This is a genomic window from Brevibacillus reuszeri, assembly GCF_001187725.1.
Lineage (GTDB): Bacteria > Bacillota > Bacilli > Brevibacillales > Brevibacillaceae > Brevibacillus > Brevibacillus reuszeri.
Genome location: NZ_LGIQ01000009.1, coordinates 106,471 through 130,408 on the forward strand (window position 1 = coordinate 106,471; position 23,938 = coordinate 130,408).

26 protein-coding genes and 1 other annotated feature are annotated in these 23,938 nt (G+C 44.7%); of the genes, 16 read left to right on the plus strand and 10 right to left on the minus strand.

The window, feature by feature from the left end; all coding sequences use genetic code 11:
- Nucleotides 1–6 precede the first annotated feature (6 nt).
- Nucleotides 7–1,431 carry a MocR-like pyridoxine biosynthesis transcription factor PdxR gene (gene pdxR / locus ADS79_RS15070; RefSeq protein ID WP_161807294.1) on the minus strand — a complete coding sequence of 475 codons (1,425 nt, stop codon included), beginning with the start codon at nt 1,429–1,431 and terminating at the stop codon, nt 7–9.
- A 300-nt stretch (nt 1,432–1,731) separates the two neighbouring features.
- Between pdxR and ADS79_RS15075 the strand changes: the two genes are divergently transcribed.
- Complete coding sequence (locus ADS79_RS15075; RefSeq protein ID WP_049739261.1) at nt 1,732–2,586, plus strand: NAD-dependent epimerase/dehydratase family protein; 855 nt, start codon at nt 1,732–1,734, stop codon at nt 2,584–2,586.
- Nucleotides 2,587–2,741: 155 nt separating this feature from the next.
- On the opposite strand, the gene ADS79_RS15080 is transcribed toward ADS79_RS15075, so the two are convergent.
- Nucleotides 2,742–3,599 carry an arginase family protein gene (locus ADS79_RS15080; RefSeq protein WP_049739262.1) on the minus strand — a complete coding sequence of 286 codons (858 nt, stop codon included), beginning with the start codon at nt 3,597–3,599 and terminating at the stop codon, nt 2,742–2,744.
- Nucleotides 3,600–3,702: 103 nt separating this feature from the next.
- On the opposite strand from ADS79_RS15080, the gene ADS79_RS15085 reads away from it, so the two are divergent.
- The 4 genes from ADS79_RS15085 to ADS79_RS15100 all read left to right on the plus strand — a co-directional run bounded on the left by ADS79_RS15085 (nt 3,703) and on the right by ADS79_RS15100 (nt 6,462).
- Entirely contained in the window at nt 3,703–4,047 is a 345-nt protein-coding gene (locus tag ADS79_RS15085) for a winged helix-turn-helix transcriptional regulator (RefSeq protein WP_049739263.1), read from the plus strand.
- A 341-nt stretch (nt 4,048–4,388) separates the two neighbouring features.
- Nucleotides 4,389–4,700: a YbjQ family protein gene (locus ADS79_RS15090; protein WP_049739264.1), complete on the plus strand. Its 312-nt coding sequence runs from the start codon at nt 4,389–4,391 to the stop codon at nt 4,698–4,700.
- A gap of 272 nt (nt 4,701–4,972) precedes the next feature.
- Nucleotides 4,973–5,569 (plus strand): DUF6630 family protein, encoded by a 597-nt coding sequence (locus ADS79_RS15095; RefSeq protein WP_049739265.1) that lies wholly within the window; start codon nt 4,973–4,975, stop codon nt 5,567–5,569.
- Nucleotides 5,570–5,709: 140 nt separating this feature from the next.
- Nucleotides 5,710–6,462: a DUF4241 domain-containing protein gene (locus tag ADS79_RS15100; RefSeq protein WP_049739266.1), complete on the plus strand. Its 753-nt coding sequence runs from the start codon at nt 5,710–5,712 to the stop codon at nt 6,460–6,462.
- A gap of 112 nt (nt 6,463–6,574) precedes the next feature.
- Here the strand turns inward: ADS79_RS15100 and ADS79_RS15105 are convergent, their stop codons facing one another.
- Nucleotides 6,575–7,105 carry a cysteine hydrolase family protein gene (locus ADS79_RS15105; RefSeq protein WP_049739267.1) on the minus strand — a complete coding sequence of 177 codons (531 nt, stop codon included), beginning with the start codon at nt 7,103–7,105 and terminating at the stop codon, nt 6,575–6,577.
- 378 nt (nt 7,106–7,483) lie between these two features.
- Between ADS79_RS15105 and ADS79_RS15110 the strand changes: the two genes are divergently transcribed.
- Nucleotides 7,484–8,332 (plus strand): YitT family protein, encoded by an 849-nt coding sequence (locus ADS79_RS15110; protein ID WP_049739268.1) that lies wholly within the window; start codon nt 7,484–7,486, stop codon nt 8,330–8,332.
- 85 nt (nt 8,333–8,417) lie between these two features.
- Here the strand turns inward: ADS79_RS15110 and ADS79_RS15115 are convergent, their stop codons facing one another.
- The 3 genes from ADS79_RS15115 to ADS79_RS15125 form a co-directional block, all read right to left on the minus strand.
- Nucleotides 8,418–9,386: an arsenic resistance protein gene (locus ADS79_RS15115; protein WP_049739269.1), complete on the minus strand. Its 969-nt coding sequence runs from the start codon at nt 9,384–9,386 to the stop codon at nt 8,418–8,420.
- An 84-nt stretch (nt 9,387–9,470) separates the two neighbouring features.
- Nucleotides 9,471–9,674 (minus strand): hypothetical protein, encoded by a 204-nt coding sequence (locus tag ADS79_RS15120; protein WP_409362436.1) that lies wholly within the window; start codon nt 9,672–9,674, stop codon nt 9,471–9,473.
- Nucleotides 9,675–9,742: 68 nt separating this feature from the next.
- The gene (locus tag ADS79_RS15125) at nt 9,743–10,651 is read right to left on the minus strand and encodes an ADP-ribosylglycohydrolase family protein (protein WP_049739271.1); all 909 of its coding nucleotides are present in this window, start codon (nt 10,649–10,651) and stop codon (nt 9,743–9,745) included.
- A 222-nt stretch (nt 10,652–10,873) separates the two neighbouring features.
- Here ADS79_RS15125 and ADS79_RS15130 point away from each other — a divergent pair, with 222 nt between their 5' ends.
- A complete protein-coding gene (locus tag ADS79_RS15130) occupies nt 10,874–11,326 on the plus strand; it encodes a GNAT family N-acetyltransferase (RefSeq protein ID WP_049739272.1) in 453 nt (150 codons plus the stop codon).
- A 58-nt stretch (nt 11,327–11,384) separates the two neighbouring features.
- On the opposite strand, the gene ADS79_RS15135 is transcribed toward ADS79_RS15130, so the two are convergent.
- The gene (locus ADS79_RS15135; protein ID WP_049739273.1) at nt 11,385–11,774 is read right to left on the minus strand and encodes a RidA family protein; all 390 of its coding nucleotides are present in this window, start codon (nt 11,772–11,774) and stop codon (nt 11,385–11,387) included.
- Nucleotides 11,775–11,972: 198 nt separating this feature from the next.
- Here ADS79_RS15135 and ADS79_RS15140 point away from each other — a divergent pair, with 198 nt between their 5' ends.
- From ADS79_RS15140 to ADS79_RS15165, 6 genes are all read left to right on the plus strand, one after another.
- Nucleotides 11,973–12,143, plus strand: a complete 171-nt coding sequence (locus tag ADS79_RS15140; RefSeq protein WP_049739274.1) for a tryptophan RNA-binding attenuation protein — start codon at nt 11,973–11,975, stop codon at nt 12,141–12,143.
- Between the two features lie 340 nt (nt 12,144–12,483).
- On the plus strand, nt 12,484–13,413 hold the full coding sequence (locus ADS79_RS15145) for an acetamidase/formamidase family protein (RefSeq protein ID WP_049739275.1): 930 nt from the start codon (nt 12,484–12,486) through the stop codon (nt 13,411–13,413).
- Nucleotides 13,414–13,857: 444 nt separating this feature from the next.
- Complete coding sequence (locus ADS79_RS15150) at nt 13,858–14,073, plus strand: WYL domain-containing protein (RefSeq protein WP_049739276.1); 216 nt, start codon at nt 13,858–13,860, stop codon at nt 14,071–14,073.
- On the plus strand, nt 14,063–14,281 hold the full coding sequence (locus tag ADS79_RS15155) for a LexA family transcriptional regulator (protein WP_049739277.1): 219 nt from the start codon (nt 14,063–14,065) through the stop codon (nt 14,279–14,281). Before ADS79_RS15150 ends, ADS79_RS15155 begins: the two co-directional genes overlap by 11 nt.
- A 207-nt stretch (nt 14,282–14,488) precedes the next feature.
- Nucleotides 14,489–15,304, plus strand: coding sequence for a MerR family transcriptional regulator (locus ADS79_RS15160; RefSeq protein ID WP_049739278.1), 816 nt, complete (start codon nt 14,489–14,491; stop codon nt 15,302–15,304).
- Nucleotides 15,305–15,334: 30 nt separating this feature from the next.
- Entirely contained in the window at nt 15,335–16,537 is a 1,203-nt protein-coding gene (locus ADS79_RS15165; protein WP_049739279.1) for an MFS transporter, read from the plus strand.
- 79 nt (nt 16,538–16,616) lie between these two features.
- Here ADS79_RS15165 and ileS read toward each other — a convergent pair whose 3' ends face one another.
- Nucleotides 16,617–19,700, minus strand: a complete 3,084-nt coding sequence (gene ileS, locus ADS79_RS15170) for an isoleucine--tRNA ligase (protein WP_049739280.1) — start codon at nt 19,698–19,700, stop codon at nt 16,617–16,619.
- 69 nt (nt 19,701–19,769) lie between these two features.
- Nucleotides 19,770–20,028 (minus strand) — a binding site (T-box leader).
- Between the two features lie 80 nt (nt 20,029–20,108).
- Nucleotides 20,109–20,333, minus strand: coding sequence for a hypothetical protein (locus ADS79_RS15175; RefSeq protein ID WP_049739281.1), 225 nt, complete (start codon nt 20,331–20,333; stop codon nt 20,109–20,111).
- 803 nt (nt 20,334–21,136) lie between these two features.
- Between ADS79_RS15175 and ADS79_RS15180 the strand changes: the two genes are divergently transcribed.
- Entirely contained in the window at nt 21,137–21,586 is a 450-nt protein-coding gene (locus ADS79_RS15180) for a YhcN/YlaJ family sporulation lipoprotein (protein WP_049739282.1), read from the plus strand.
- Between the two features lie 158 nt (nt 21,587–21,744).
- Here the strand turns inward: ADS79_RS15180 and ADS79_RS15185 are convergent, their stop codons facing one another.
- Nucleotides 21,745–22,005, minus strand: a complete 261-nt coding sequence (locus ADS79_RS15185; RefSeq protein WP_049739283.1) for a hypothetical protein — start codon at nt 22,003–22,005, stop codon at nt 21,745–21,747.
- Nucleotides 22,006–22,223: 218 nt separating this feature from the next.
- Here ADS79_RS15185 and ADS79_RS15190 point away from each other — a divergent pair, with 218 nt between their 5' ends.
- Nucleotides 22,224–23,210, plus strand: coding sequence for a bile acid:sodium symporter family protein (locus ADS79_RS15190; protein ID WP_049739284.1), 987 nt, complete (start codon nt 22,224–22,226; stop codon nt 23,208–23,210).
- A gap of 331 nt (nt 23,211–23,541) precedes the next feature.
- Nucleotides 23,542–23,808 (plus strand): YolD-like family protein, encoded by a 267-nt coding sequence (locus ADS79_RS15195; protein WP_236699992.1) that lies wholly within the window; start codon nt 23,542–23,544, stop codon nt 23,806–23,808.
- Nucleotides 23,809–23,938: the final 130 nt, after the last annotated feature.

Consider the following 23,938-nt stretch of genomic DNA (forward strand, 5'->3'; position numbering starts at 1 on the left):
TTACATCTAATGAGCTTTTTTATTTATGTTAGTAAACTGTGCTAGTGTCTTGATCCCTTCCGCAATTTGCGCTTCGGTTACATTGCCGAACCCCATAATGAGGCTCTCTTCGTACTTTCCCTTGGCGATGGTATACTTCTCAGCGGGATAGATTTTAATATTCTTCTCTTCCAGGTTCGCGGCTGTAAGTGGATCGAAGTTGTGTCCAGACAAATTTGCAATCAGATGCAAGCCTGCGGCATCACCCGAAATATTCACCTTGCTGCCGAACGTTTCTGTTAAAGCGGCGATGAGACGATTTCGTCTTTTACCGTAAATACGCCTCATACGCATAATGTGACGCTCGAGATGGCCGTCGCCTATAAATTGCGCCAACGTAATTTGGGGCAAGGTAGGGCATTGCATATCCGTCAATCGCTTTAATCGTAGCAGAGCGTTCAGTATTTCCTGCGGCACCACCATATATCCGAGACGTAGCGAAGGATACAAGTTTTTGCTAAAGGTCCCGACATAGACCACTCGTTCGGAGTTGAGCTCCCTGAGGGCATGGACCGGCATTCCGGCATAACGAAATTCACTGTCGTAATCGTCTTCGATTAAGTAGCATCCAGTTTGCCGGGCATAGTCTAGCAATTGAATCCGTCTGCCGATGGACAGGATGCTGCCAAAAGGAAATTGGTGCGAAGGTGTAACAAAAACACATTTTGGCTGTAAATGGGTTGGCAAGCTGTTGACACACATGCCATGGTCATCGACGGGAACCGGTACAATGTCGGCACCTGTTGATGCAAAAATGTTATAGATGAAGCTAGCAGTAGGATCCTCAATCGCTACGGCGTCACCGGGCTTCAAGAAAAGCTTGCATAATAAGGCGATGGCCTGGGTAGCTCCGGCGGTCACGATAACCTGCGAGGGTAAGCATTGTATACCTTTAACATGGAGTAGAAAACGGCAAATGTTTGTGCGAAGCAGCCAATTGCCAGCAGCATCTTCATCATAGCCGAACTCCGATGAATGGGCGTTATCATATACGCTCATCATCATTTCCTTCCACTTTTTGTGCGGGACATGATCGAGTGCTGGAAAGCTCGGACGAAAATCAATGCCATTGAAACGAGCAGCAGATTCAGGAGCAGTCATTTCAACGGAAGAGTCTGAATCCATGAACTGCGCCTGAAACTGTCTGCTTCCTCCTAAATCCAAAACATAGGTACCAGATCCTTGACGGCCCTCCAAATACCCTTCTGCTATGAGCTGTTCATACACGTCGACGATTAGCGCACGCGACACGCCTAATTCACTTGCAAGATCCCTGGTTGACGGGAGGCTGCTTCCCGCTGCATATCTGCCTTGAAAAATACGTTCACGGAGCAACGCATATGTTTGTTTGGTTTTCGTATCGGCTGTAAAAGGACGTATCTGATTCGACATACATAGTGTTCCTTTCTTTGTTCCAATTGGTATGGTCATTTTATCATATAAGTGGTACTTCATCATACCAATTTGACGTGCTAACATGAAGCTTGCCACTACGACTGCACAATCATACATTCCTTGGGGCTTACGAGGCAAGATAATGCCGATGCAGAAACGAACCGATCTGGAGAGCGGATATAAGCTAGCGAGTTGATTGGTATCGCAGTGAGAGGACCCTTGCTGCCCGGTTTTTCATAGCTTTCGTAAAGTGCTAAAAGTCATCAATTCGAGCAGAAAGATCCGGAGGTGTCGACAATGAGAATATTTGTAGCCGGTTCAACCGGGGTAATTGGCCGTTTCTTGCTTCCTAAGCTAGTGAGGGCAGGTCACGAAGTCACAGGAATGACGCGCAGCTCTGAACAAAAGCAGGTAATTCAAGCGTTAGGAGCAAGGGCTATCGTTGCAGATGTATTTGACTCTGAGGGGCTTATTGAGACAATTGGGGAGATCAGGCCAGATGTAGTCATTCATCAGCTTACCTCGCTCAGTAATTGGAGTTTGGCTGATAATGCTAGGATTAGGATGGAGGGGACCCGGAATTTGGTGGATGCCGCGCAGAAGGCGGGCGTTAAAAAAATGATCGCTCAGAGTATCGCCTGGGCTTACGAATCAGGTGATGAACCCGCTACGGAAGAAGTCCCTTTGGATATCCAAGCACCTTTGCCACGAAAAACCACTATTGATGGCATTGTCGCTTTGGAAGGAGCGGTTGCTGAGGTTCCGAACCACGTGATTCTCCGGTACGGTACGCTATACGGACCGGATACCTGGTATGACAGAAAGGGCGCGATGGCGGAAAAAACACGGAATCGTGAGCTCCCAGCAACGGAAGGGACCGTTTCTTTCTTACATGTTGAGGATGCGGCACATGCTGCGTTCCTGGCATTGGACTGGCCGACCGGTACGTTGAACATCGTTGACGATGAGCCAGCACCGGGTACGAATTGGCTGCCGGTCTATGCTGATGCCCTGCAGGCTCCTATGCCTGAAATTCAATTGGGAAGAACTGGCTGGGAGCGCGGTGCATCGAATGCCAAAGCACGAAATGAGTACGGCTGGGAACCGATATATCCGACTTGGAGTTCTGGGTTTGCACAAGCTCTACGCTAAAAACTGATTTGAGATAGATTAAGATTTCGTGCGGTAGGCTGCAGGAAGCCGGGATAGAAGAGGGAAGCGAGCCCACACAGGGAAAGATCAAACAAGAGAACCGCGAGAAACCTTGATTTTAAAAGGCTTTTCGCGGTCTTTTCCTTTTTGGGGATTTACTTACTTAAAATAGGTATTTCTCCAAGCAATTTCTTCAAATGAATCGCATCCCACGGCATATGCTCTGTTATACCTAATCCAACTACATCTGCTTCTTCAGAAAGCTCTTTCATCAGTTGAATGAGTTGAGGAAATTGCATGGTTCCAGCAGCAGAAAAATCATAAGGGACTTCAGGATTGGCGAATAACAAAGAACGAAATGCTTTTGGGTCAAGCACATCTAGATCAAGGTGAATAGCCAGATGTTTGATGTTATTTTGCTTGATCCAATTTTTTATAGAATCCATACTGTTCATTAACTCTTGGGTCCCAGCCGTTTTAATACCTAGTCTTTGAATCATTTCTGTATCTTGTTCAGTAGGAGCTTCTAGTCCCGCGATAAAGACATTTTCAGGCTTTAGTGGGACTTTTACATGCTTGGCGAATTCTTCATCTCCTTCTCCCAAAAGATTCCCGAGGGGCAATGTATGTCCGTAATCATACCCAACGATTCTAACTAGATCGCTATGAGCATCGATCCAAACCAAACCTAATTCTACAGCATACCGTTCGTTTAAATAGGCAAACGGGGCTTGCTCGACCAAGCAATCACCACCAAACATGACAATGCGATCTGGCTTATGAGCATAAATGATGTGTTGTGCAGCCTCCAATTGCTCAAGTAGCTGTTTTCTTCCATACGTACCGTTCTCGTTTTCAAGCGGAGTTCCGTCATATGCTTGAACAGGTACGTGAATAAGGGGCTGATCATTGTCAGGGGCTAACCAAGCAAGCAGTTCGGCTCCAAAAGAGTAGTTCGGATTGTTTCCGCCTTGCCATTGTGGTATCAGCAAGCGTATTGTTTGTTTCGTCATTTTTTCTCTCCTTTACACAAAGTAAAGTTAGTATAAAATGTATGCAAACGATAAAATAGTACGCACATTTTTGATAGGTACTATCAGAAAGGATAGTGTAAATATGAGTATGGCGGAATATAAAGGGAAGGTTAAACATATTCAAGATACACCTTTTGGTTACACATTGTCAGTGATTGGAGGGAAGTGGAAAATGGTGATTATTTACCTCCTAGCCGAAAACCAACCGGTTCGCTTTAATGATTTGAAAAGGCAGATAGGGACTATCACTTTTAAAATGTTGAGCTCACAGCTTAAGGAACTAGAAGCAGATGGCATGGTGAAACGAACAGAATATCCTCAAGTTCCCCCTAAAGTCGAGTATCGTCTCACAGAGAAAGCAGAAAGCTTATTACCCGTTCTGGAAGGATTGTGTGAGTGGGGAGTAAAAAACCAGCAACCGAAATGATAAATACATGCATTTTCAAGCAGTCCGCCCTCGGATGAGGATGGACTGCTTTTTCATTCCATGACGATTCGAGCCTGTCGTCGAGGCAGGTGATTTCCTAACAGATAAACCTGTCATTCTTTTCTTAATAGCTACACACATAAACAGAACCTAAACGACAGGAGCAAAATTAAGCTGAAGTTTATTGATTCGGTTAAGCTCCGTTTCAGTGGCGTTAGTAGGATAGGAATTGAGGATCCGCTACGAACATTTTGCAGGAGTGGTCTTCGAGAAGATGGATGAACCAGACATAGGTTCAGGGCAGCAGACATCCATTCTATTTATTACGAGGAGGAAAACAGATGATTATTACAACAACCGTAATCGTTGAAGGGGCCCCTGTCAGACAGTATATCGGAGTTGCAACAGGTGAAGTCATTATGGCTGCGAATGTCGGACGAGACCTTCTTGCTTCCTTTACAGATCTTGTAGGTGGGCGTTCAAAAGCCTATGAAACCAAGCTTCGGGAAGCAAGAGATGTAGCCTTCAAAGAAATGACAGAGCAAGCTTCCCAGATGGGTGGCAATGCTGTCCTCGGTGTCGATGTTAATTACGCAGTTGTTCGTCAAGGCATGATGATGGTCGCTGTCAGCGGAACGGCAGTCATTATCTAAGCAGCCACCAAATGCTGCTACTTTTCCGAAAAAGGCATCTCCTTTAGGCGTCAGCAATGCATTGTCCGTCGTTGGCTTTGGGCATACACTTGGCGACTATGGTGTTGTTCGAACACTGGAGCAGGAAGGTTATAAGGTGGAACGACACTAGGGTGGGGCTGTTATTGCTAAACGTGGATTTTTAGTCTTTTTGTAACTTGAAATTTGAAGAATATGGTATGACAATGGAATGAGGCTGTCTCCTATCCTTTTCACATAAAGAGGGGAAGAAAATGAGCTGGTTCCGATGGTGGGGTAAATCACGTAAAAACGAAGCTGCTACTGAGGTCAATGCTCTGGATCAAATGTCAGCGATTGATAAACGAGCTGCATTATTGACTTTGAGCACGAAGCTCTCTGCTGGCAGTGAAAACGTTGTGATGGAGGTCATGCAGGCGTTGGATCATCCGGAGATGTACGTGGAGCAATGGGGGGATCGGCTAGATAATCGGGGAATCCATGAACCAATACCGGAATTGGCCTGGTTTGCGCTGGTAGATGCGTTGGACGATCTTGGTCTTGTGTTCGAAATCAATTGGAAGCTGGATGCGGAAAACATTCTTTTCGCTGTCCACTCGCTTCTTGACCGTAGAGGTTGGTTATTACCAGCAGAAGATCGGCGATTAGAGCAGGCGATCAGTTTGGAAGGTCATACCTACCAACACTTGAGAGAGCTGCATCAATGGCTTCGACCTCATGGCATTGTTTTGGGGAATTTGGATATTAATAGTGACTGTTATGTATTGATCCTCGTCAAGGAAGATGACAGGGAAGAAATCGAACAATTGGCCACGAACAGCGGGTACCAATTTCATAGCAGTTTTCAATAGAGGGGTTACGAAAGACGTTTTGGAGCCCTATATATTTTCGCCAAAATCAAGCTGATGAAATACAAGATCTAATCGCTGGATTTTGGCAATTCTCATGATATTGTTTCAAAAAAACAACCGAATAACGGGAGGAAGTAACAATGGCACCAACGAGTGAATGGTTATCCCAACTGGAAGAAAAACGCGAAAAACTGAAAAGCCCGGTAGATCTGAATACGTATTTTACATTACCTGAAATAGCAGGAAAGCAGCTAGATATTATGGATATCGGCCCTTGCTCTGTTCCAACTGGTGAGATTCTCGTTCGTGATCCGCTCTGCTATTTGGCGGTTAGAGGGGAGCAGCCTTACTTCCGAACAGTTTCTGCTGGTACTTATCGCACAGAGGTTAGTGTGGTGAAACCGGACGAGGAAGGCGACTGTGCCAGATATGCCGCCGTTCGTCTGCGATTTTCTGATAAACCTGCCATCCGCTTTGAAGAAGCGCTTATCGGCCATGAAGACATTGGGGGGCTAGAGGACGGTGAATATTTTGGCTTCAATGTGGATGCCGGTTTAGGAAGTATTTGTGATAAGCGACTTCACCAGGCATTTTGTGACTTTGTTGAGAAATGGCACGAAGAACATCCAGGTGAAAATCTTTATGACCATTATTTTGCTGCTCTATTTGCCGAAAGCTACCGTCAGCATCCCGAATATCAACGCAGCGGTGGCGATTGGTTGAACTGGCAGATTCCAGGCACCGAATACCACTTGCCGATTTTTCAAAGCGGTTTTGGTGATGGCGCTTACCCTGTTTATTGGGGCTTGGATCAAGCAGGCGAGATTTGCCAAATGGTTATCCAGTTTATTGACATCGAACTGACTTATGGTGAAGAGGAAGAAGAAGATTGATTGGTTCTGTACGGAAAAAGTCTTGCTATGCAAGGCTTTTTTGATGCAACCAATTGCCCGAATTTGATAAAAATGAAAAAATAGCCCACTAAAATGCGAGGGTACAGGTGCATCATATGAAAAGCGTATCAGAGCTCTTTACCACGATGCCATTAGTTGCAGTACCGAAACCATGCAAAACGGTATTGTGGTGATCGATGATTTGTTCCGCTTTAAGGACACGATTATTCAATGTGGAATGACAATCCCCAACAAGCGTGACTTGATACCCAAGGGAAATCGCTCGTCTGCTCGTGGTGTCAATACAATACTCGGTTTGCATGCCAACGATAACCAGATGATTGATTTCGCGAGCATCTAGTTCTTCTTTTAATGATGTATCAAGGAACGAGTCACACGAATATTTACGAATGACAGGCTCACCTTCATTTGGGGAAATCGTGTGGTGAATTTCCCAGGTTGGAGTTCCGATCTCGAACTCACCTTCATTCTCGCAATGCTGGATGTAGATGATGGGAATCTGCAATTCACGGGCTCTTGTTCCTAATGTCTTGATGCGTTCAGCTAGTGCATGACCCTGAAAAGCATGCTCAACAAGAAAGGCTTGAACATCCACGATGAGTAGTGCCGTATTTTTACTCATAAAAAGCCCCTTCCCAATTATATAGATACAAGAACAGTATAATAGGAAAAGCAGTTGCAAACAATTTCAAAAATTGCGTTTTCCTTACGAATCAAAAGGCACACGAAAAAGCCCACTGATTTAGAGGGACCTAGTCAATGAAATCGCTGATTACTGCGAGCGTGATCAGTGTGATCCTTTATTTACAATGAAGCTTTCCTTTACTATCGCACCTAATTAAGAATCACAATCGAATTTTCCATGAATATTGTACCGTGCGACTGAAATTACTTGAAAAAAATGAGCGGCCGTGATTAAATTATCTGATTAAAAGCCTTCCTCTCAATGGAGTGATAGGAGCGAGAACGAATTCGATTTGAAAGGGTGGTTGAGGAAAAAATGGCTTTGCCAGATAACAATAAGTTCGTAGATATCGTGGCCCTCATCATTGGTTCTTTTTTGTTTGCAGTGGGGATTAATTTATTTGTGATTCCCCAGCATTTTGGAGAAGGAGGCGTCACTGGGGTAACCATTATTTTGTATTATCTCTTCCAATGGGAGCCTTGGCTGACGAGCCTATTGATCAATGCATGTCTCCTGTTAGTGGGATACCGCTTTCTAGGAAAAACAACGACGATTTATACGATCATCGTCGTTGGTCTTCTCTCTGTATTTTTGCATCTCACAAAAACGTGGACGATTTCATCAACCGAGCCTACGATTAATGCAATTTTTGGCGGTGTGGTCGTTGGCCTCGGGATTGGGTTGATTGTTCGTGTGGGCGGGACTTCAGCTGGTACTGGCATTCTCGCCAAGATTGCGAATAAATATCTGAGTTGGAATGTTAGCTATGCATTGTTGTTTTTTGATTTGATTGTGGTCTTCGCGTCCTTATTCATCATTGGGTTTGAGAAAATGATGATGACCATCCTCATGCTGTTCGTAGCGACCAAAGTGATGGATTTTGTCGTAGAAGGATTGAATCCGAAAAAGGCAATTACGATCGTTTCTCTCAAACAGGACGAAATTGCTGAACGGATTAGTATCGAGATGAATCGTGGCGTGACGGTGCTCACTGGCTACGGTTACTATACAAAAGAGCCAAAAGAAATTCTCTATACAGTCATAACCAAGCAGGAAGTGCCTACGCTCAAAAAAATTATCCGCAAAACAGACAAGGACGCTTTTGTCACGATTCATGATGCACGGGATGTATTCGGAGAGGGCTTCGTAGATATCTCTAAATAGGAGTCAAACATGTGAAAAACGGCAGACTACAGCCAGGAACATTTCTTTTCTTGTTCAAAGCTGTAGCTGCCGTTTTCATTATTGGTCAGTCGGTATCTTTCAAAATCACATTTGGTACGAAGCGGATGTATACCAGTTCTCCAATGATCTCAACCAGTGTTTGCGTAACAATGACGGAGGTGACGATCAGACTTGTATCCGCAGGCAAAGCAAGTGCAAAAGGTAGAACGACAAGCGAATTACGAGTGCCTCCACTAAAGATCAAGGCACGTCCTGCTTCGATGTCCAGTTGGAAGACACGTGCAAAAAAACGGGAAAGCACAGGAGTAATGAGCATAAATGCGACATAGACAGGAACCACATAGATGATCATATCGAGTGAAGCGGATAGCTTGCCAATTTGAGAGGCGACAATCACAAATAAGGTTAGCGCCATAAATGGAACCGGAAGCCACGCAGATCCGTCCATGAGCTGTTGGCCCAAGCGACCTCTTTTTGCCAACAACTGTACAGCCAAAGCGATGACCAATGGGAGCACAATGAGTGACAGGAATGCTTCAACAAAAGGTTCAACATGGACCAGTGTAGCTGCTTCTTCTCCCATAAAAAGCCACAGATACAGCGGTAACAACAGCATCTGGGTGACAAAAAGAAGGGGAGTCGCTACCAGCATAAGCTTTTCATTCCCGCGGCCAAGATATGTGAAAACAATCACATAATCAATACATGGTGTCAGGAGAACGAGGAACACGCCCAAAAGAAGAGGAGGCGAGTCAGGTAAAAATCTGGTGAGTAGCCAAACCAGGATGGGAATGGCTACATAGTTTACGGTCAGAAGTGCGTAGATGAAACGGCGATTACTCAGTGCTTCCTTTAATCGGAAAAAGGGAATTTGTGAAAACATTCCGTACATCAGAATGCCGAGCACGACAGATATGCCCTTCACCAGAGAGGAGCTAAAATCTGTCCAGATCAATCCAAATCCGACTGCAATGACAAGTGTCAACATATACAACCAGACTTGATTGTTCTCCAATTGTTCTCTTGTGATCATGTTTTTTCTCCCTTGATGCTATATGCATAGAAATGGATATGTTTCCATTAGAACAGAAAAACATCAAAGGGGCAATGCCGACGATCACAAAGCTGTGAACAACGTACTAAACCAGGGCAAGAAATGGTAAAGCAAAAGGCATACGAGTGCGAGAATCATCATTCTCAAAAACGCATTCACAAAAAAAGCATTTGTCTTCAGAGCATGTTCAAAGATTCGCTCAAACACGAGAAAAAAGACAATGACGATCAGTGCCAACAAGGCGAAGCCAATTAAGGGTCCCATCAAGACGAGAAACACCTCCGTAGTAAACGGCTTTATCATTCCAGTGTAAACGCTCATTTCGTGGCGGCTTTTTACCCTTTTAACTGTAGCTTACGAGCCATATCGAGAATCAGTTCTTTCATGGCCAAAGGCTCAATCCATCTCTCTGGGATAGCATCGATGCCATAATGGGCACCTGCTAACTGACCATAGATGGCACCAGTCGTATCCGCATCATCGCCGAGATTAACGGCCAGCAATACCCCTTCCTCGAAGCTTTCCCCATGGTAAAAAGCCCACAAGGCTGCTTCCAACGACTTCACCACATAACCGCTACCCTGTATCTCTGGTGGATTCAAGTGTTTATAGGTCCCCTTGGAAATGTCCGCAATTTTAGGAGCAAGAGCTTCCTGTCCCCATAATGGATCGAACGTATGTGGCTGTAATAATTCTTCTTTGTCCATCCCTCGTGCAGCCGCTGCAATCATTGCTCCGAACAGCCTGCAAGCATCTACACATTCTTTGGCTGCGTGAGTAGTTCTCGAACTGAGTGCCGACCATTTGACAGCCTCTTCAAGATCATCTGAAAAATATAATGGGACCGGCGCTAGTCGCATGATTGATCCATTACCCGCAGAGTAAGGGTTATCCGATCCACAAAACGGGTCGCCAGTTCGCTCAAATTTTTGCAGCGCTTCGGCAGTTGCATTTCCAATGTCGAAGCATTCTCCTATGGAGCTTAAATGTCCATGTCGGTACCATTTCACATATCGTTCCATTTGATCGATCGGATTAAATCCATTATGAGCTATCAAGCTTTCCGAGATGCATAAGGCCATGGAAGTATCGTCTGTCCAACATCCCTTCGGCAAATCGAATACGCCACCGCCGACCATATCTGTCACCTTTTGAAAGGTTCCAGGCTTCTTGAACTCTACCGTTGTACCGATGGCATCACCAACTGCTAAGCCAATGAGACTGCCTTGAAAACGTGTAAGCATATGTACCTCCTGTCAAAACGATTACGATTGCGTAGTTATTTCAAGCTGAATCTTTGGATACCTGTTAATGGAAAAATAAGGTCAGAAACAGGATACCATCTTTATGTATTTCCTCAAAGCAGTTGACATTTGAATCTTTCAACTTCGGTCATTATTTTTATAATTGGAAATCCTGAGCTATAATGTTGGTATCTTGATGCCAGATGAGAGTGGAGGGTGAGTATGGTTACATTTCGCAAGGCAATAGCTAATGATTTGGACAAAATCGTGCAAATGCTCGCGGATGATGAATTGGGAAAGACAAGGGAGCGCTATGAAACACCCCTTCCTGACAGCTACCTGAAGGCATTTGAAGCGATTGATAAGGACCCGAATAACGAATTGATTGTAGCGTGTCTGGGTGAGGAGATTGTCGGTGTTGAGCAAATCACTTTTACTCCTTATTTGACACATCAAGGAAGCTGGAGGGCAACGATCGAAGGCGTTCGAACAGCTTCCTCAGAAAGGGGAAAAGGGCTTGGAAGCCAGCTAATCCTCTGGGCTGTTGAACGTGCAAAGGAGCGGGGCTGTCATATTGTTCAGCTCACCACCGATAAAAAGCGGCCAGATGCGCTGCGCTTTTATGAACGATTGGGATTTATCGCGACACATGAAGGGTTAAAAATGAAGCTGTGATTCACCGAATAAAATGGCATGATGGAAACAAGAAAGGCGGCCTTTTCGCCGCCTCTTCCTATTTTCGCGCTGCCCACGCTTCTACTTCTACTTTTATGGCAGGCTGAGCCAAAGCAGAGACATAGGCAAGAGTCGTAGGTGGAGGGTTGCCACCATGGAACTCGTTCCATATAGCCATAAACTGTGCTCTGTCTGGTGACTCTGTAAACCAGAAGTTTATTTTGAGAATCGCTTCGGGGGTTACCCCTTCGCTTTTTAACAGGTTTTCTACGTTAGCTAGTGCGTTGCGGAATTGCTCCTCAACCTTCTCTGGTACATTTCCCTCTGGATCAGCCCCAATTTGTCCGGCTAGAAATAATAAGTCAGCATCTCTGGGCAAGATGGAGAGGTGGCTGTAAGCGCCAATCGGAGGAGCTACCGTCTCAGGAGTTTTGCGGGTCACTTTCATCAAATTCTACCTCCTACTACATGTAATTGGAGGATTATACCATCTATCATCTGTTTTCGCAATATTTCGAGTGATTCGTGCGGTTGAAACGTTTGACATAGAATGACATGCTGGTAAAGAGCGAAATAGTCGTGATAGAATCCAGTTGAGTGTTACCAAACGAGGAAGATTTTTAGATGATGGAAGGGGAGAAAAGCCATGGCGATTTCAATGGATGATCTGGAACTATCCTGCTGGGAGTGCAAGGGAAAGGGAACGATCATGAATGACGACAAACAGCAAATAGCGTGTCCGAAATGCGAAGGGAAGGGCACTGTTTTAACAGCTCAAGGACAGACGCTACTGCATTTCATTAAAAAACATCTATAGGTTTGTTCGTACCATTGGTTGGGTTATGGCAAGATGCAGGGAGCGACAGCTTTTACCTGTCGCTTTGTTGTTAGTTGAAACGTCTCCAGCTAGAAAGAATTTCATTTGCATGTTCGCATGTTGTTCGCGTATAATACAGAACTACTTGTAAACTAGAGTGACGCTTTCGGTTAATATGTTTAAATTGGAGTGGTAGTCAGGAATAAAACGTACGTGGCTGCCACTTTTTGATTTATAGAACCCATTGGCTGAATAATTCGAAAAGTAATCACAACCTCCAGGGGTTTCCACACATTTCCTGTTGTACATTAATATGAGATACAAATTAGGAGGTGTCTATATGGCAGAGTTTTTTATTCACCCAGATCGTTCAACTCTGCACGGTTCTTTTTCAAAGGAGTTCACTCCAATAGTATCAATCAATTCGGGTGACACCGTTCGCTTTGAGACTATTGACGCCGGGTGGAATACTGGTCCATTTCAATTAGACGGTGTAAGAGAGAAATTCTGCGAGAGAGATCATCCACAAGACAGCGGACATGCCTTGATCGGACCTATCTACATTAATGGAGCAAAAGAAGGAAAAACCTTGGCTATTCGTATAAACGATATTAAGACCGGTAATTGGGGCTGGAGTAGCGGAGGTGGATTCCCGAATATTATTAACAAAAGATTGGGTCTTCACGAGGGACCAGAGTATGTTTTGATGTGGGAGTTAGATGCTTCTAACAATTTAGGGATTAGTAACAAAGGGCATAAAATACAGCTCAAGCCCTTTATGGGTATTATGGGCATGCCTCCAAATGAAGAAGGGATACACTCCACTTACCCTCCGAGGTTCTGTGGAGGGAATATTGATTGTAAAGAACTTGTACCTGGCAGTATTTTATACTTACCCATAGCAGTAGAAGGTGGCCTTTTTTCAGTGGGTGACGGTCATGCTGTTCAAGGTGATGGAGAGGTATCCAGTCCAGCTCTCGAATGCCCAATGCAGTTAGTCGATTTAACTTTCACAGTACTTGATCAATGCTTATCTTTCCCAAGAGCAGAGACTCCCCTTAAGAGAATTACCTTTGGATTCCATGAAGATGTACATGAGGCAGCGATGATTGCCTTAGAGGGAATGCTTGATTGGATGCAGGAGTTGTATAGTTTTGAGCGAAAAGAAGCGTTAAATTTGGCAAGCCTTCTTGTTGACTTGCGTATTACTCAACTAGTCAATGGCGTTAACGGTGTACACGCCTTATTATCCAAAGAAGCCGTTCTATAAATAATAAATTATTTAACAGAACTTATGTATGAATAGTTAAGCAAAAAAGGCTACTGTATGACTGATATGCTCCTCTTTAAGTAGACTGGTTGCTTTGAACAGCTCATGGTCTTTCTACTAGCAGGTTGATAGTTTATTAAAAAGAGGTATTCAAGAACGTCTTTTTTCGTTCCTGAATATCTCTTTACTTTTCCAATTAGATTTCTAAGTACATATGCGATTACATATAGTTCTTTAGATTTGTAGTAAAGAACTACAGAAATACTTTTTTTCCTTGAATAAAAAGTTGCGAACCCACGTTCCTATCCGATAAAATGTAATTATCATTATCTACAATAGAAAGTCATGTGACACATGATAATTTCCTTCTTGATTTAGCTATCTTAGAATCAGTTTAGTAATTAATTCTAGATAACATACGTTCTATATCGGAGGCGAACAACATTGAACAAAGAAATACTCCGTGCCATAAAACACCACCAGCATATTCGAATCATTTATGTAGGCCGAGATGGTCAAACAACGATGCGCGTGATAAGGCCGTTGGCGATTGAGGGAGAACGATTGAAAGTATACTGTCTCACCCGAAATGGACCAAGGGTGTTTTCCCTCAGCAATCTGCTTGCGATCGAGCCAGTGGTGAACGACCATGTTGTCTGATATAGAGCGAAAAGTTCTTCGCGTCATTGCCAACTATTCGGCAGGACGCAGGAGGACACCGACCGTTCAGGAATTATGCACGAAGACAGGGCGCTTACGTGGCGGTATCTTGATAGTTTTGGAAGAGCTCGCCAAAGAAAAGTATATTGAGTGGAACCGGGCTGCGCCTGATGAAATGAAGGTATTGGAAGCTTGGGAAAGAAAGTAAGGAGCTATAACAAGCAATAATGTAGAAAAAATCGGTGCGAAAACGTATGGATCAACGAGAAAACGGGCATATTGGATTTCAAACACTGTTAACAACCTTTTTCAACCCCCGTCTCTAGCGGGGGCTTTTTTGTGTTGACTCTCCCCTTTACTGGAAAGTTATACTCCTAAAGACGAGAGAAATACATGCAAACAAGGAGAGGAAGCGATGTTTAAAATTGGCGAGTTTTCGAAGATCAGCCAAGTGTCCGTTAAGACACTGCGCTATTACGATCAGTTGAATTTGCTCAAGCCTGATCATATCGACCAATTCACCGGGTACCGGTATTTCTCTGCTGACCAAATGTTTCAGCTCCATCGTATTTTGGCCTTTAAAGAGCTGGGCTTCTCATTGGATCAGATTCGCCAGATGCTGGGAGAACAAATTCCGCTTGAGCAAATCAGAGGAATGTTTCGAATCAAGAAAAATGAGATTCAGACCAATCTGGATAGAGAAGCAGCGAAGCTTGCGCGGATTACAGAACGTCTGTGCTTTATTGAAAAAGAAGGCAAAGATTTGACATCACAGGATGTCATTCTAAAAGAGGTAGAGTCCCAGCTTATCGTCTCTTGTCGCCAAAGGATGCCCTTTACGCAAATTCCTTCGCTTTTTAAGCAGTTGGATCACTTCATAGGAAGTGCCGGGGGAGCCTCCCAGACGCAGATGGTAATCTGGCACGGATGCGAGGAATGCGAAGAGGATATGGATATTGAAGTGGCTCGCTTGCTCACTCATCCGATACAGGCCCAGCCTCCTTATACGGTCCAAAGATTGCCTGAGGCTCCGATGATGGCAACCCTTATCCATCATTGCAGTACGATCAGTCGCTGCACAGCAAGTACAGAATTGGCGATGTGGATCGAGAAAAACGGATATCGCATGAAAGAGGATGAGCCGCGCCGAGAAGTCTGTCTTCCTCATAAGAAATTCGCAGATCCAAATTCTTATGTGGCTGAGCTTCAGATTGCGGTGGAAAGAGCTTGACGATTCGTTCGGATGGAAAGGTGATTTAATTTGATAAAACAGCAGAAGCTTCTGGTCTTGAATTTATTTTTGTTGACCTTCGTTCTGGGGACCAGTGAGTTTGTTATAGTGGGGTTGTTGAGTGAGATGGCAACCGACCTACAAATCGCCATTTCTACTGCTGGTGCCCTGGTGTCAGCATTTGCCTTGGCGTTTGCGATTGGTACGCCCATCTTGACGGCTCTATTTAGTCAATTTTCCAAGTATCCATTAATGCTTACTCTGATTTTAATATTTATCGCAGGCAACATCCTGACGGCTTTATCAGGTTCATATGCCCTGCTTCTCGTTTCAAGAATTGTGACAGCAGTCGTTACGGGAGTTTTGATTGCGCTTGCGATGGCGGTTGCTAGTGAAACAGTGTCGGCCGAATACAGAGGCATGGCGATTTCAACGATCTTTACGGGCTTTACCATCGCCAGCGTGATCGGTGTTCCTCTAGGTACTACCATCGGACAATGGGCAGGGTGGCAGATGGCCTTTTGGTTTACCACTATATTGGGAGTGGTTTCCTTCATCGCAAGCTCAGCGACAATACCTAAGGGACTGAAAGGAACGAAGAGCTCACTTCTAAACCAAATCAGATTAGTAACGAATTTGCGTATGATTCTGGCTTTTTTTATTCCTGCTCTCAGCATTGGAGCCACTTATACTGTATATACGTATTTAACTCCCTTGCTTCAGCAAGTGCTTTATATCCAGGACCAGTACGTTAGCCTCGTTTTTTTGCTGTACGGGGTTGTATCGGTCTTCAGTACATTGATTGGTGGGAAAATAGCTAAGAGAAACGGGTTGGGCAAACTTCGCTTTATATTTCTCATTCAAGCTTGTATTCTCGCTTCCTTTTACGTGTCAACAAGCTCGATTGTCATGGGACTTTTAAGTATATCTTGCATGGCTTTGGTTATTTACATGTTGAGCTCCACCATGCAATTGTATTTCATTGATCTGGCAGACAAGTATTTTCCGTCGGCAAGGGACTTGGCTTCATCATTAACCCCCGTATCCGTCAATATTGGTATTGCGATTGGCTCCGCACTTGGCGGATTCGTCACAACGAAAATGAATCTGATCGATGTTTCCTTGATGGGAGGAAGTGTAGCGATTCTAGCTTCATTGCTGACTTTTATCAGCTATCACTTGGATAAGAAGAAAACGGTTGGATATGAGGGGACTTCATCACTAGATAGGTAGTACTGTATCCTCTGAGCAATAGAAAAAAGGGGCAGTCATGGACGTCAATCCTTCGTCCATGACTGCCTATTTATGTGGATTAATCAATCAGCAAACGGACTTGCTGTGCACCGATAGAAAAGCTCTCCATGGATTCTTTTTCTGCGAAAATCACATCAGAAACGAGTACACTTTCTCGCAAGACATGATCATAACGCTCTAAAGCTTGTTGCAAAGAGGCATCGACAGCAAGCGTAAGCAGGACGCGCTTTTCGATGGGCAAATCAAGCTTCTTGCGATAATCCTGGATCACGCGAATGACTTCGCGGACGAGGCCTTCCTGCTCGAGGTCCTCCGTTATCGTCGTATTTAATGCGACGTTTAGCTGGTAACCGGATGCGGAAGCGAAGCCTTCTTTTCCTTCCTTTTCAACAAGCAGCTCATCCAGGGTAAGATGGAATGCCTCCTGATCGACGGTAAGATCAAAAAATCCATTGATCACTACCTGCTTCGTTTCGGATGGGGACAACTCCCGTAGCTGGCTTTGCAGGGGACCAACCCATTTCCCATATTTCTTTCCAGCCACCTTTAGATTCAGCTTGAGCAAGTAGTTCACGAAGCTGCTGTCACTTTTCTCTACGCGAATGTCTTTTACGTTGATTTCATCCTTGATGATGCTGTCAAATCGCTTCAGATTGAACGAGCGATCCATCGAGATGATGAGCTCAGACAGTGGCTGACGCGTTTTGATTCCTGTTTCGTTTCGGATATTGCGGGCCAGCTCTACGATTTGACGGGCCGTTTCCATTTCGCTCTCGAGGGTTCGGTCGATGGCAGCTTCGTGTACAGTAGGATAATCCGTCAGATGAACACTTTCTTTGCTGCCATCCAGATTGCAATAGATGTCATCGGCGATGAGCGGAGCGTACGGAGCGATCATCCGCGCAAGAGTGAGAAGCACCTCGTGCAGAGTTTGGTAGGCGGACAGCTTATCACTTGACATTCCACTACTCCAAAAACGATCACGCGAACGGCGAATATACCAGTTGCTCAATTCATCAACGAATGTTTCGATATGCTTGGCAGGGTTTAGGAAATCGTAAGCTTCGACTCCGTTTAAAACCTGCTGCAGGGTAGAGTGCAGCCGCGAGAGAATCCAGCGATCCAGTTCATTTTGCGATATTTGTACAGGGTGATCCTTTGGCTGATAGCCATCGATTGTGGCATACAGCGAATAGAAGGCATGAGTATTGTTGATTGTATCGATTACTTTATACTTCGCTTCTGCAACAATCTGTTTGGAAAAACGCTTGCTGCTCCATGGAGCGCTGTCAGACAAGAGGGCCCAGCGAAAGGCATCCGTCCCAAATTCCTCGATGATATCCCATGGATCGATCACGTTTCCTTTGCTCTTGGACATTTTCAGGCCATTCTCATCCAATACGTGTCCGGTTGAAATAACGGCTTTGTAAGGAGATTTTCCGTTATAAAGCGTAGATACCGCCAGCAAGCTGAAAAACCATCCTCGTGTCTGGTCAATTCCTTCAGAGATCATATCTGCCGGATACTGCTCTTGAAATGTATGTTCATCGTTAAATGGATAGTGGTACTGGGCAAATGGCATCGAGCCGCTGTCAAACCAGACATCTATTACTTCTGGAGTCCGTTCCATAGTACCGCCACAGGTGCAGCGTAGTTTCACATCATCGACATACGGTTTATGCAGCTCCAGATTCTCGTCAAATGGTTCCACAGATCTTTCGTGCAGCTCTGCCAGACTACCAGGTGAATACTCACAACCGCAATCACGACAAAGCCAAATGTTCAAAGGTGTACCCCAATAGCGGTTTCGGCTGATGTTCCAATCGACGAGCTCCTCCAGAAACTTCCCAAATCGACCATCACGCAAATGGGAGGGATACCATTCGATTTGCTTGTTGTTTTCGATGAGCTGATCTTTGATGGCAGTCGTTTTGATAAACCAGCTCTCCATCGCATAGTAGAGAAGGGGAGTTTTACAACGCCAGCAAAAAGGGTAGCTGTGCTCATAACGCTCTTTGGAAAACAACAAGTGACGATGGGACAGATCCTTCACGATATCAACGTCGCAATCCTTGACAAATCGACCAGCAAAATCAGTGATTTCATCGTTGTATCGACCAGCCAGGTTGACGACATGAACGAAATCGAGGTCGTGGAGGCGACAAGTGCGATAATCCTCTTCTCCGTGTGCCGGTGCTGTATGAACAATTCCTGTACCGCTTGTATCGCTTACATAGTCAGCATCCACTACAATGTGTCCACGTTTCACCTGGATATAACCAAAAGGTGGTTCGTAAGGCGTCCCGATGAATTCGGTCCCTTTATGGGTAGACAGGATTTCATAATCGTCCTTGAAAACCTTCTCAGCCAGATTTTTCGCAACGACAAATATTTCGTCCTTCTGTTTTACGCGGACGTAGTCCAACTCCTTATTGATCGCCAAAGCAACGTTTGCGGGCAAGGTCCATGGTGTCGTCGTCCATGCAAGAAAGATTTCGTCCCCGGCCTTGCTCTTAAATTTGACGGTGGCGCTCAAATCTTTTACATCCTCATAGCCCTGAGCGACTTCGTGGGAGCTGAGTGTCGTTTGGCAGTCAGGGCAATACGGGCTGACGCGGTGTCCCTTGTACAGAAGCTCTTTTTTGTGGATTTCGGACAGAATGTGCCATACGCTCTCGATATATGGATTCGTTAGTGTGACATAAGGCTTAGTCATGTCAGTCCAATAAGCGATGCCTTCTGTCAGCTCGCGCCATTGCTTCTCATATTCGAAGACGCTTGTTTTGCACTGCTCGACGAATTTGGCAACGCCGTATCTCTCGATTTCCTGTTTGCCTGAGATGCCAAGCTGCTTCTCTACGCCGAGCTCCACTGGCAAACCATGCGTGTCCCAGCCTGCTTTACGAACGACGCGATAGCCAGACATCGTTTTGTAGCGCCCGATAAAATCTTTGATCACCCGTCCGAGTACATGCCCAATATGAGGCTTTCCATTGGCAGTAGGGGGACCCTCGTAAAACACAAAATGAGGTTTTCCGATTCGGTAATCCATTGATTTCTGAAACGTATCATTCTGTTTCCACTGATTCAGGATGCGAAGCTCACGAGTCCTGGCTTTTTCTTTCACGCCTACTTTTCTCATTCGAATCATCCTTTCGTTGTCGCAGAGGAAAAGAGGGAATTGCCCGGAGAAAACAAAAAATCCCGCCCCCTAAGGGACGAGATTTGATCTCGCGATACCACCCTTGTTCCGAAATGATCAGCATACATGATCTTTCGGCACCTCATACTACGTACCATCATACGCGCCCCTTGTAACGGCGGGAACCCGGGTTAGCTTACTGATCATGCTTTCAGCTTTCCTTCTCAGAGAGGATTTTCGGCTAAAGCTTGAACGTTGGCTTTCAGCACATGGCCAACTCTCTGGGGAACAAGGGGTTTAGCTTACTCTTTCTCGTCAATGAATTTATTCACGTCATTTGGTTACCTCATTTTTACAACAGATTTCGTTGAATGTCAAATCGCAATTTCAATGTGGACAGATATCATTCTATTTTTTGAATATCATGATGACAATCAGGAAGGTAAGGAGCAAAATATAAAGCAGGATGAAAAATTGCGACAGGGGGCGTTGGGAGATTTCATTGCTGACGATGGTTCCGATAATGGACAGACCAATATTTTCGCGGGTAAATCTGTTGAACTTGTATATAAAAATCCGGTACAGAACAAGCGTTACCAAGCCAAGTGATAAAAGAATGAGTATGCTCTCCATACCGAAACCTCCTTGGTACGTTCCTTTCGTCTGACTCCTCGTGTTAGAATTTTTTCGCTTGTTACAAGCGTACTCTATTTCCTAACAGAATTACCATATTTTTCGTATGGAACCAGTAATAAATAGGGAGCATAATAGAAAAGTAATCCAAACTAACTAGTATAATCCATTGGGGATTGCGCCTTGACTTAAATGATGCAGATAAGTCGGCGCACATTTTTTATTCCAGTCATAGGTATAAATACCCATTTAAATCAGTTGTCTATATCCAATGCAGCCTATATGATATACGTATTCACGTAATACTCAACGTACTACCCCGTACGTCCCCCAGCCGAAGTTAACGGTTGGGATTTTTTGGAAAAAATCAACTGATTGCTTCTGTCGAAAAAGCCAATAAGAATGAATTTCTTCACTCTGTGAAAAAAGACCCATTTATCTCCTATCGCGTGTATATCCAAATTCATATATCCTATAGAAGGACTCGAAAAGTTCTTGGGGTCTGCGGTGACTTAATAACGCAGATAAGTCACCGCCTTTTTTATAAACAATTCAACCCTCTACATAGAAGCAAACCCGTCTTTCGGCTGTCGTCCGAGACGGGTTTTTTCAACGTATAAGAATTGATAAGCGCGACGCTTATGAATTCTGGAGAGCGCATGAAGACTTTCCGCTAAAACGCAGTCGCACCTTTTTGGAGGAAGCCTCGGTAGAGGTTTTCTGATGGAAGTAACACACAAACATATAATTGCCATTTGCGGTCATTCTAAAGATAGATGATTTTGGTAGGGAGGTCTTTGATTTTGCGTACTATACTCGTCGTCTTATCTGTAGCCTTGCTTATGACGGGCTGCTCTTCAAAATCAGATTCAAAGGCGAAAACCCAGTCCAAGGAAGCCGAACCACTATGTGCTCCGGCGCCCGTTCGTTACGAACAATGGGAAGAGCAAGCCAAAGCCATTGCAGGTCAAGTCAAGGGGATCGACCAGGTCATCGCCGTGCAAATCGACAAGGATCTGGATGTAGCGGTTAAAGTGACGAATTTCAATCGGTTTCGACTGGAATCGATTCAAAAAGAGGTGTCAAAACGATTGAAAGAGGCGTTTCCTGAATCAGATATTCATGTAACCGCTGATAAGAGGTTAATCCGTGATCTGCAAAAATTCAGCGAGAATCCATGGCCGATGGATGTAAAGGAAGCGTGTAAGCAAAAAAAACAGTTTAAGCAGTTTGAAAAAAAGATGAAGGGCTAAGCTTTTCAAAAGGTAACGACATATCCTATTGAGGGAGGTTGTTACCTTTTTTTATATTCGTGGGTAGAAGCGCGTGTAAAAAAGACCCCGTTACATGCTTCGGGGTCTTCAGTCGTCTTCTATCATGTTTATGCGCACAGGACGCAGTAGGATCATTCTTAGTGGTGGTCATAATCACGGTATTCATGGTGATCCAAATGCGCCTCGCGGTGACGGTGATGGTTCCGGTGAACATCTACATCGCGCAGCTCATTCTTTGCTTTTTCAACAAGCAGCTGATAATCACGTATCACCTCGGTGAGAGCAGAGACGGACTCTTTATAATCGGGCTCATTACAGATTCCATCTATCGCTCGATGGAGGTGATACATCTTATCTTCGGTTTTTCGGATAAATTCGACCCAATCCATTCCGTTCATAAAATACCTCCTTTCCACATTAGGCTTTACACGCCGTTGGGAAAGTATGCAAAAGAAGAGGAACAATCGTGAATCTGACTGTGAACAAATTGAAGTTGGGGTTGCCTTAGAAAAAAGGTTCGTGATAACATACGACACGTCAGTGCTTCACTTGGACGAAGACGTTGCAGACAGAAAAAGCAAAATAGGTTGACAGAAGAAATGACTGAGGTGTACGCATGGACACACTAGCTAGAGTAAACAAGATGCTTGAAAAAATAATGCCACTATTGACACCCAGCAGTGTCGTCATAGGGGTATTGGCGGGGAGTCATCTGCAGCCATATGCCTTTCTCTCTCCATGGGTATTTGCTTTTATGACATTTGCGGGCAGTCTCGGTTCAGGATTTAAAGAATTTGCCAAAGTGCTTGCCCGACCATTTCCGTTGATTGCCAATCTTTTGATTTTACACGCACTCATGCCTCTTGTTGCTTGGGGAACCGCAAGCCTGTTTTATCCAGAGGACATTCACATTGTGACCGGATTTATTTTGGCAGCCTTAATCCCCACCGGCATTACCAGTTTTTTGTGGTCGTCCATTTACATGGGGAACATTGCTTTAACCCTCTCCATTATTTTGATTGATACCATGCTCTCTCCCTTTGTCGTTCCTTTGGGAATGTCTCTGTTTCTAGGGGCAAAGGTCGAGATGGATATGGCACTTATGATGCAAGGACTCTTTTTCATGATCGTGCTGCCTTCCTTGCTAGGTATGCTGCTCAATCAAGTGACGGCGGGAAAAGTAAAGACGACGCTAGCTCCGAAGCTAGCTCCTTTCTCCAAGCTGGGAATGGGGGTAGTGGTGGCGATAAACAGCTCGGTTGTGGCTCCTTATTTATCCACCCTGGATTCAAGGCTGATTGGCATGGCAGGGGTGGTTCTGTTGCTGGCGATGATAGGCTATCTCATGGGGTGGTTGATCGCAAAATGCTGCAAGTGGGATAGAGGAGTAATTGTGACACTTACCTTTAATAGCGGGATGAGAAATATTAGCGCAGGCGCAGTAATGGCAACCGCCTACTTTCCGCCTGCGGTTGCCCTGCCTGTTGTGCTAGGAATGTTATTTCAACAAACACTTGCCTCTACATTTGGAAAGTTTCTGGAGATCGTGGAAAAAAGGCCAGCTCAATCATTAGAAGCAGGGCATGATCAAAAAGCAGGGTAACCTGCTTTTTTTGTTTGTGGAAAAACCGTGAATCCCCTAACTGGCTGGCGAATCGTGCAGCAGTTTATCAATTGTTTCATTGGAATGTATTGCCTGTTCGTGCTTTGTTCGTATATAATACAAACAAACGTTCGTGATGGGGTGGTAGTTATGCTCGAAACGATCATGGTTCCTGTAGACAGGAAGATGAGGAGAGTCCCTGTTTTGACGAAAACACATCTACGAATTATCAGAATGCTGGACAATGGAGCAGAAATCAGTACCCTCGTCGCAGATAGACAAATGAGGCGAGCGGTCAATGACTTATGCAAATTAGGGTGGGTGAGGTCGCGTGGCAGCAGGCATTAGGCAACTGAATGAAACAGACATGACAAAGCAGGAGCGGGATTCCTTTTACTACATGCTCCGTGATTCTGGACGAGAAGACTACGCTGTTACGGTTAGCTGGTGGGTGTCACTGGAAGGTGAAAAAGGAAATACATGCACCATGTGGGGAGTCGTCAAATGGTTTGATCCCAAGTCGCGTAAAATCAAGCTTGCGAATCAGACAAGCTGTCAGTGGATCAACATGGAACATATTTTTGATGTTCATGGATAGCAAGAGAAAGATCGTCGCTTTCGCTTGTTTGTGTTATTTATGTAAGGAAACGTGACATTAAAATTCAGAAAACTGCAAAAAACAATAGACGATCGCTAATTTTATGTTAGAATATATTACATAGCTTGCA

Excerpts from the sequence above, each read along its gene's own strand:
- pdxR (WP_161807294.1), bottom strand. The coding sequence starts at position 1,431 with ATGTCGAATCAGATACGTCCTTTTACAGCCGATACGAAAACCAAACAA.
- ADS79_RS15075 (WP_049739261.1), top strand. The coding sequence starts at position 1,732 with ATGAGAATATTTGTAGCCGGTTCAACCGGGGTAATTGGCCGTTTCTTG.
- ADS79_RS15080 (WP_049739262.1), bottom strand. The coding sequence starts at position 3,599 with ATGACGAAACAAACAATACGCTTGCTGATACCACAATGGCAAGGCGGA.
- ADS79_RS15085 (WP_049739263.1), top strand. The coding sequence starts at position 3,703 with ATGAGTATGGCGGAATATAAAGGGAAGGTTAAACATATTCAAGATACA.
- ADS79_RS15090 (WP_049739264.1), top strand. The coding sequence starts at position 4,389 with ATGATTATTACAACAACCGTAATCGTTGAAGGGGCCCCTGTCAGACAG.
- ADS79_RS15095 (WP_049739265.1), top strand. The coding sequence starts at position 4,973 with ATGAGCTGGTTCCGATGGTGGGGTAAATCACGTAAAAACGAAGCTGCT.
- ADS79_RS15100 (WP_049739266.1), top strand. The coding sequence starts at position 5,710 with ATGGCACCAACGAGTGAATGGTTATCCCAACTGGAAGAAAAACGCGAA.
- ADS79_RS15105 (WP_049739267.1), bottom strand. The coding sequence starts at position 7,105 with ATGAGTAAAAATACGGCACTACTCATCGTGGATGTTCAAGCCTTTCTT.
- ADS79_RS15110 (WP_049739268.1), top strand. The coding sequence starts at position 7,484 with ATGGCTTTGCCAGATAACAATAAGTTCGTAGATATCGTGGCCCTCATC.
- ADS79_RS15115 (WP_049739269.1), bottom strand. The coding sequence starts at position 9,386 with ATGATCACAAGAGAACAATTGGAGAACAATCAAGTCTGGTTGTATATG.
- ADS79_RS15125 (WP_049739271.1), bottom strand. The coding sequence starts at position 10,651 with ATGCTTACACGTTTTCAAGGCAGTCTCATTGGCTTAGCAGTTGGTGAT.
- ADS79_RS15130 (WP_049739272.1), top strand. The coding sequence starts at position 10,874 with ATGGTTACATTTCGCAAGGCAATAGCTAATGATTTGGACAAAATCGTG.
- ADS79_RS15135 (WP_049739273.1), bottom strand. The coding sequence starts at position 11,774 with ATGAAAGTGACCCGCAAAACTCCTGAGACGGTAGCTCCTCCGATTGGC.
- ADS79_RS15140 (WP_049739274.1), top strand. The coding sequence starts at position 11,973 with ATGGCGATTTCAATGGATGATCTGGAACTATCCTGCTGGGAGTGCAAG.
- ADS79_RS15145 (WP_049739275.1), top strand. The coding sequence starts at position 12,484 with ATGGCAGAGTTTTTTATTCACCCAGATCGTTCAACTCTGCACGGTTCT.
- ADS79_RS15155 (WP_049739277.1), top strand. The coding sequence starts at position 14,063 with ATGTTGTCTGATATAGAGCGAAAAGTTCTTCGCGTCATTGCCAACTAT.
- ADS79_RS15160 (WP_049739278.1), top strand. The coding sequence starts at position 14,489 with ATGTTTAAAATTGGCGAGTTTTCGAAGATCAGCCAAGTGTCCGTTAAG.
- ileS (WP_049739280.1), bottom strand. The coding sequence starts at position 19,700 with ATGAGAAAAGTAGGCGTGAAAGAAAAAGCCAGGACTCGTGAGCTTCGC.
- ADS79_RS15175 (WP_049739281.1), bottom strand. The coding sequence starts at position 20,333 with ATGGAGAGCATACTCATTCTTTTATCACTTGGCTTGGTAACGCTTGTT.
- ADS79_RS15185 (WP_049739283.1), bottom strand. The coding sequence starts at position 22,005 with ATGAACGGAATGGATTGGGTCGAATTTATCCGAAAAACCGAAGATAAG.
- ADS79_RS15190 (WP_049739284.1), top strand. The coding sequence starts at position 22,224 with ATGGACACACTAGCTAGAGTAAACAAGATGCTTGAAAAAATAATGCCA.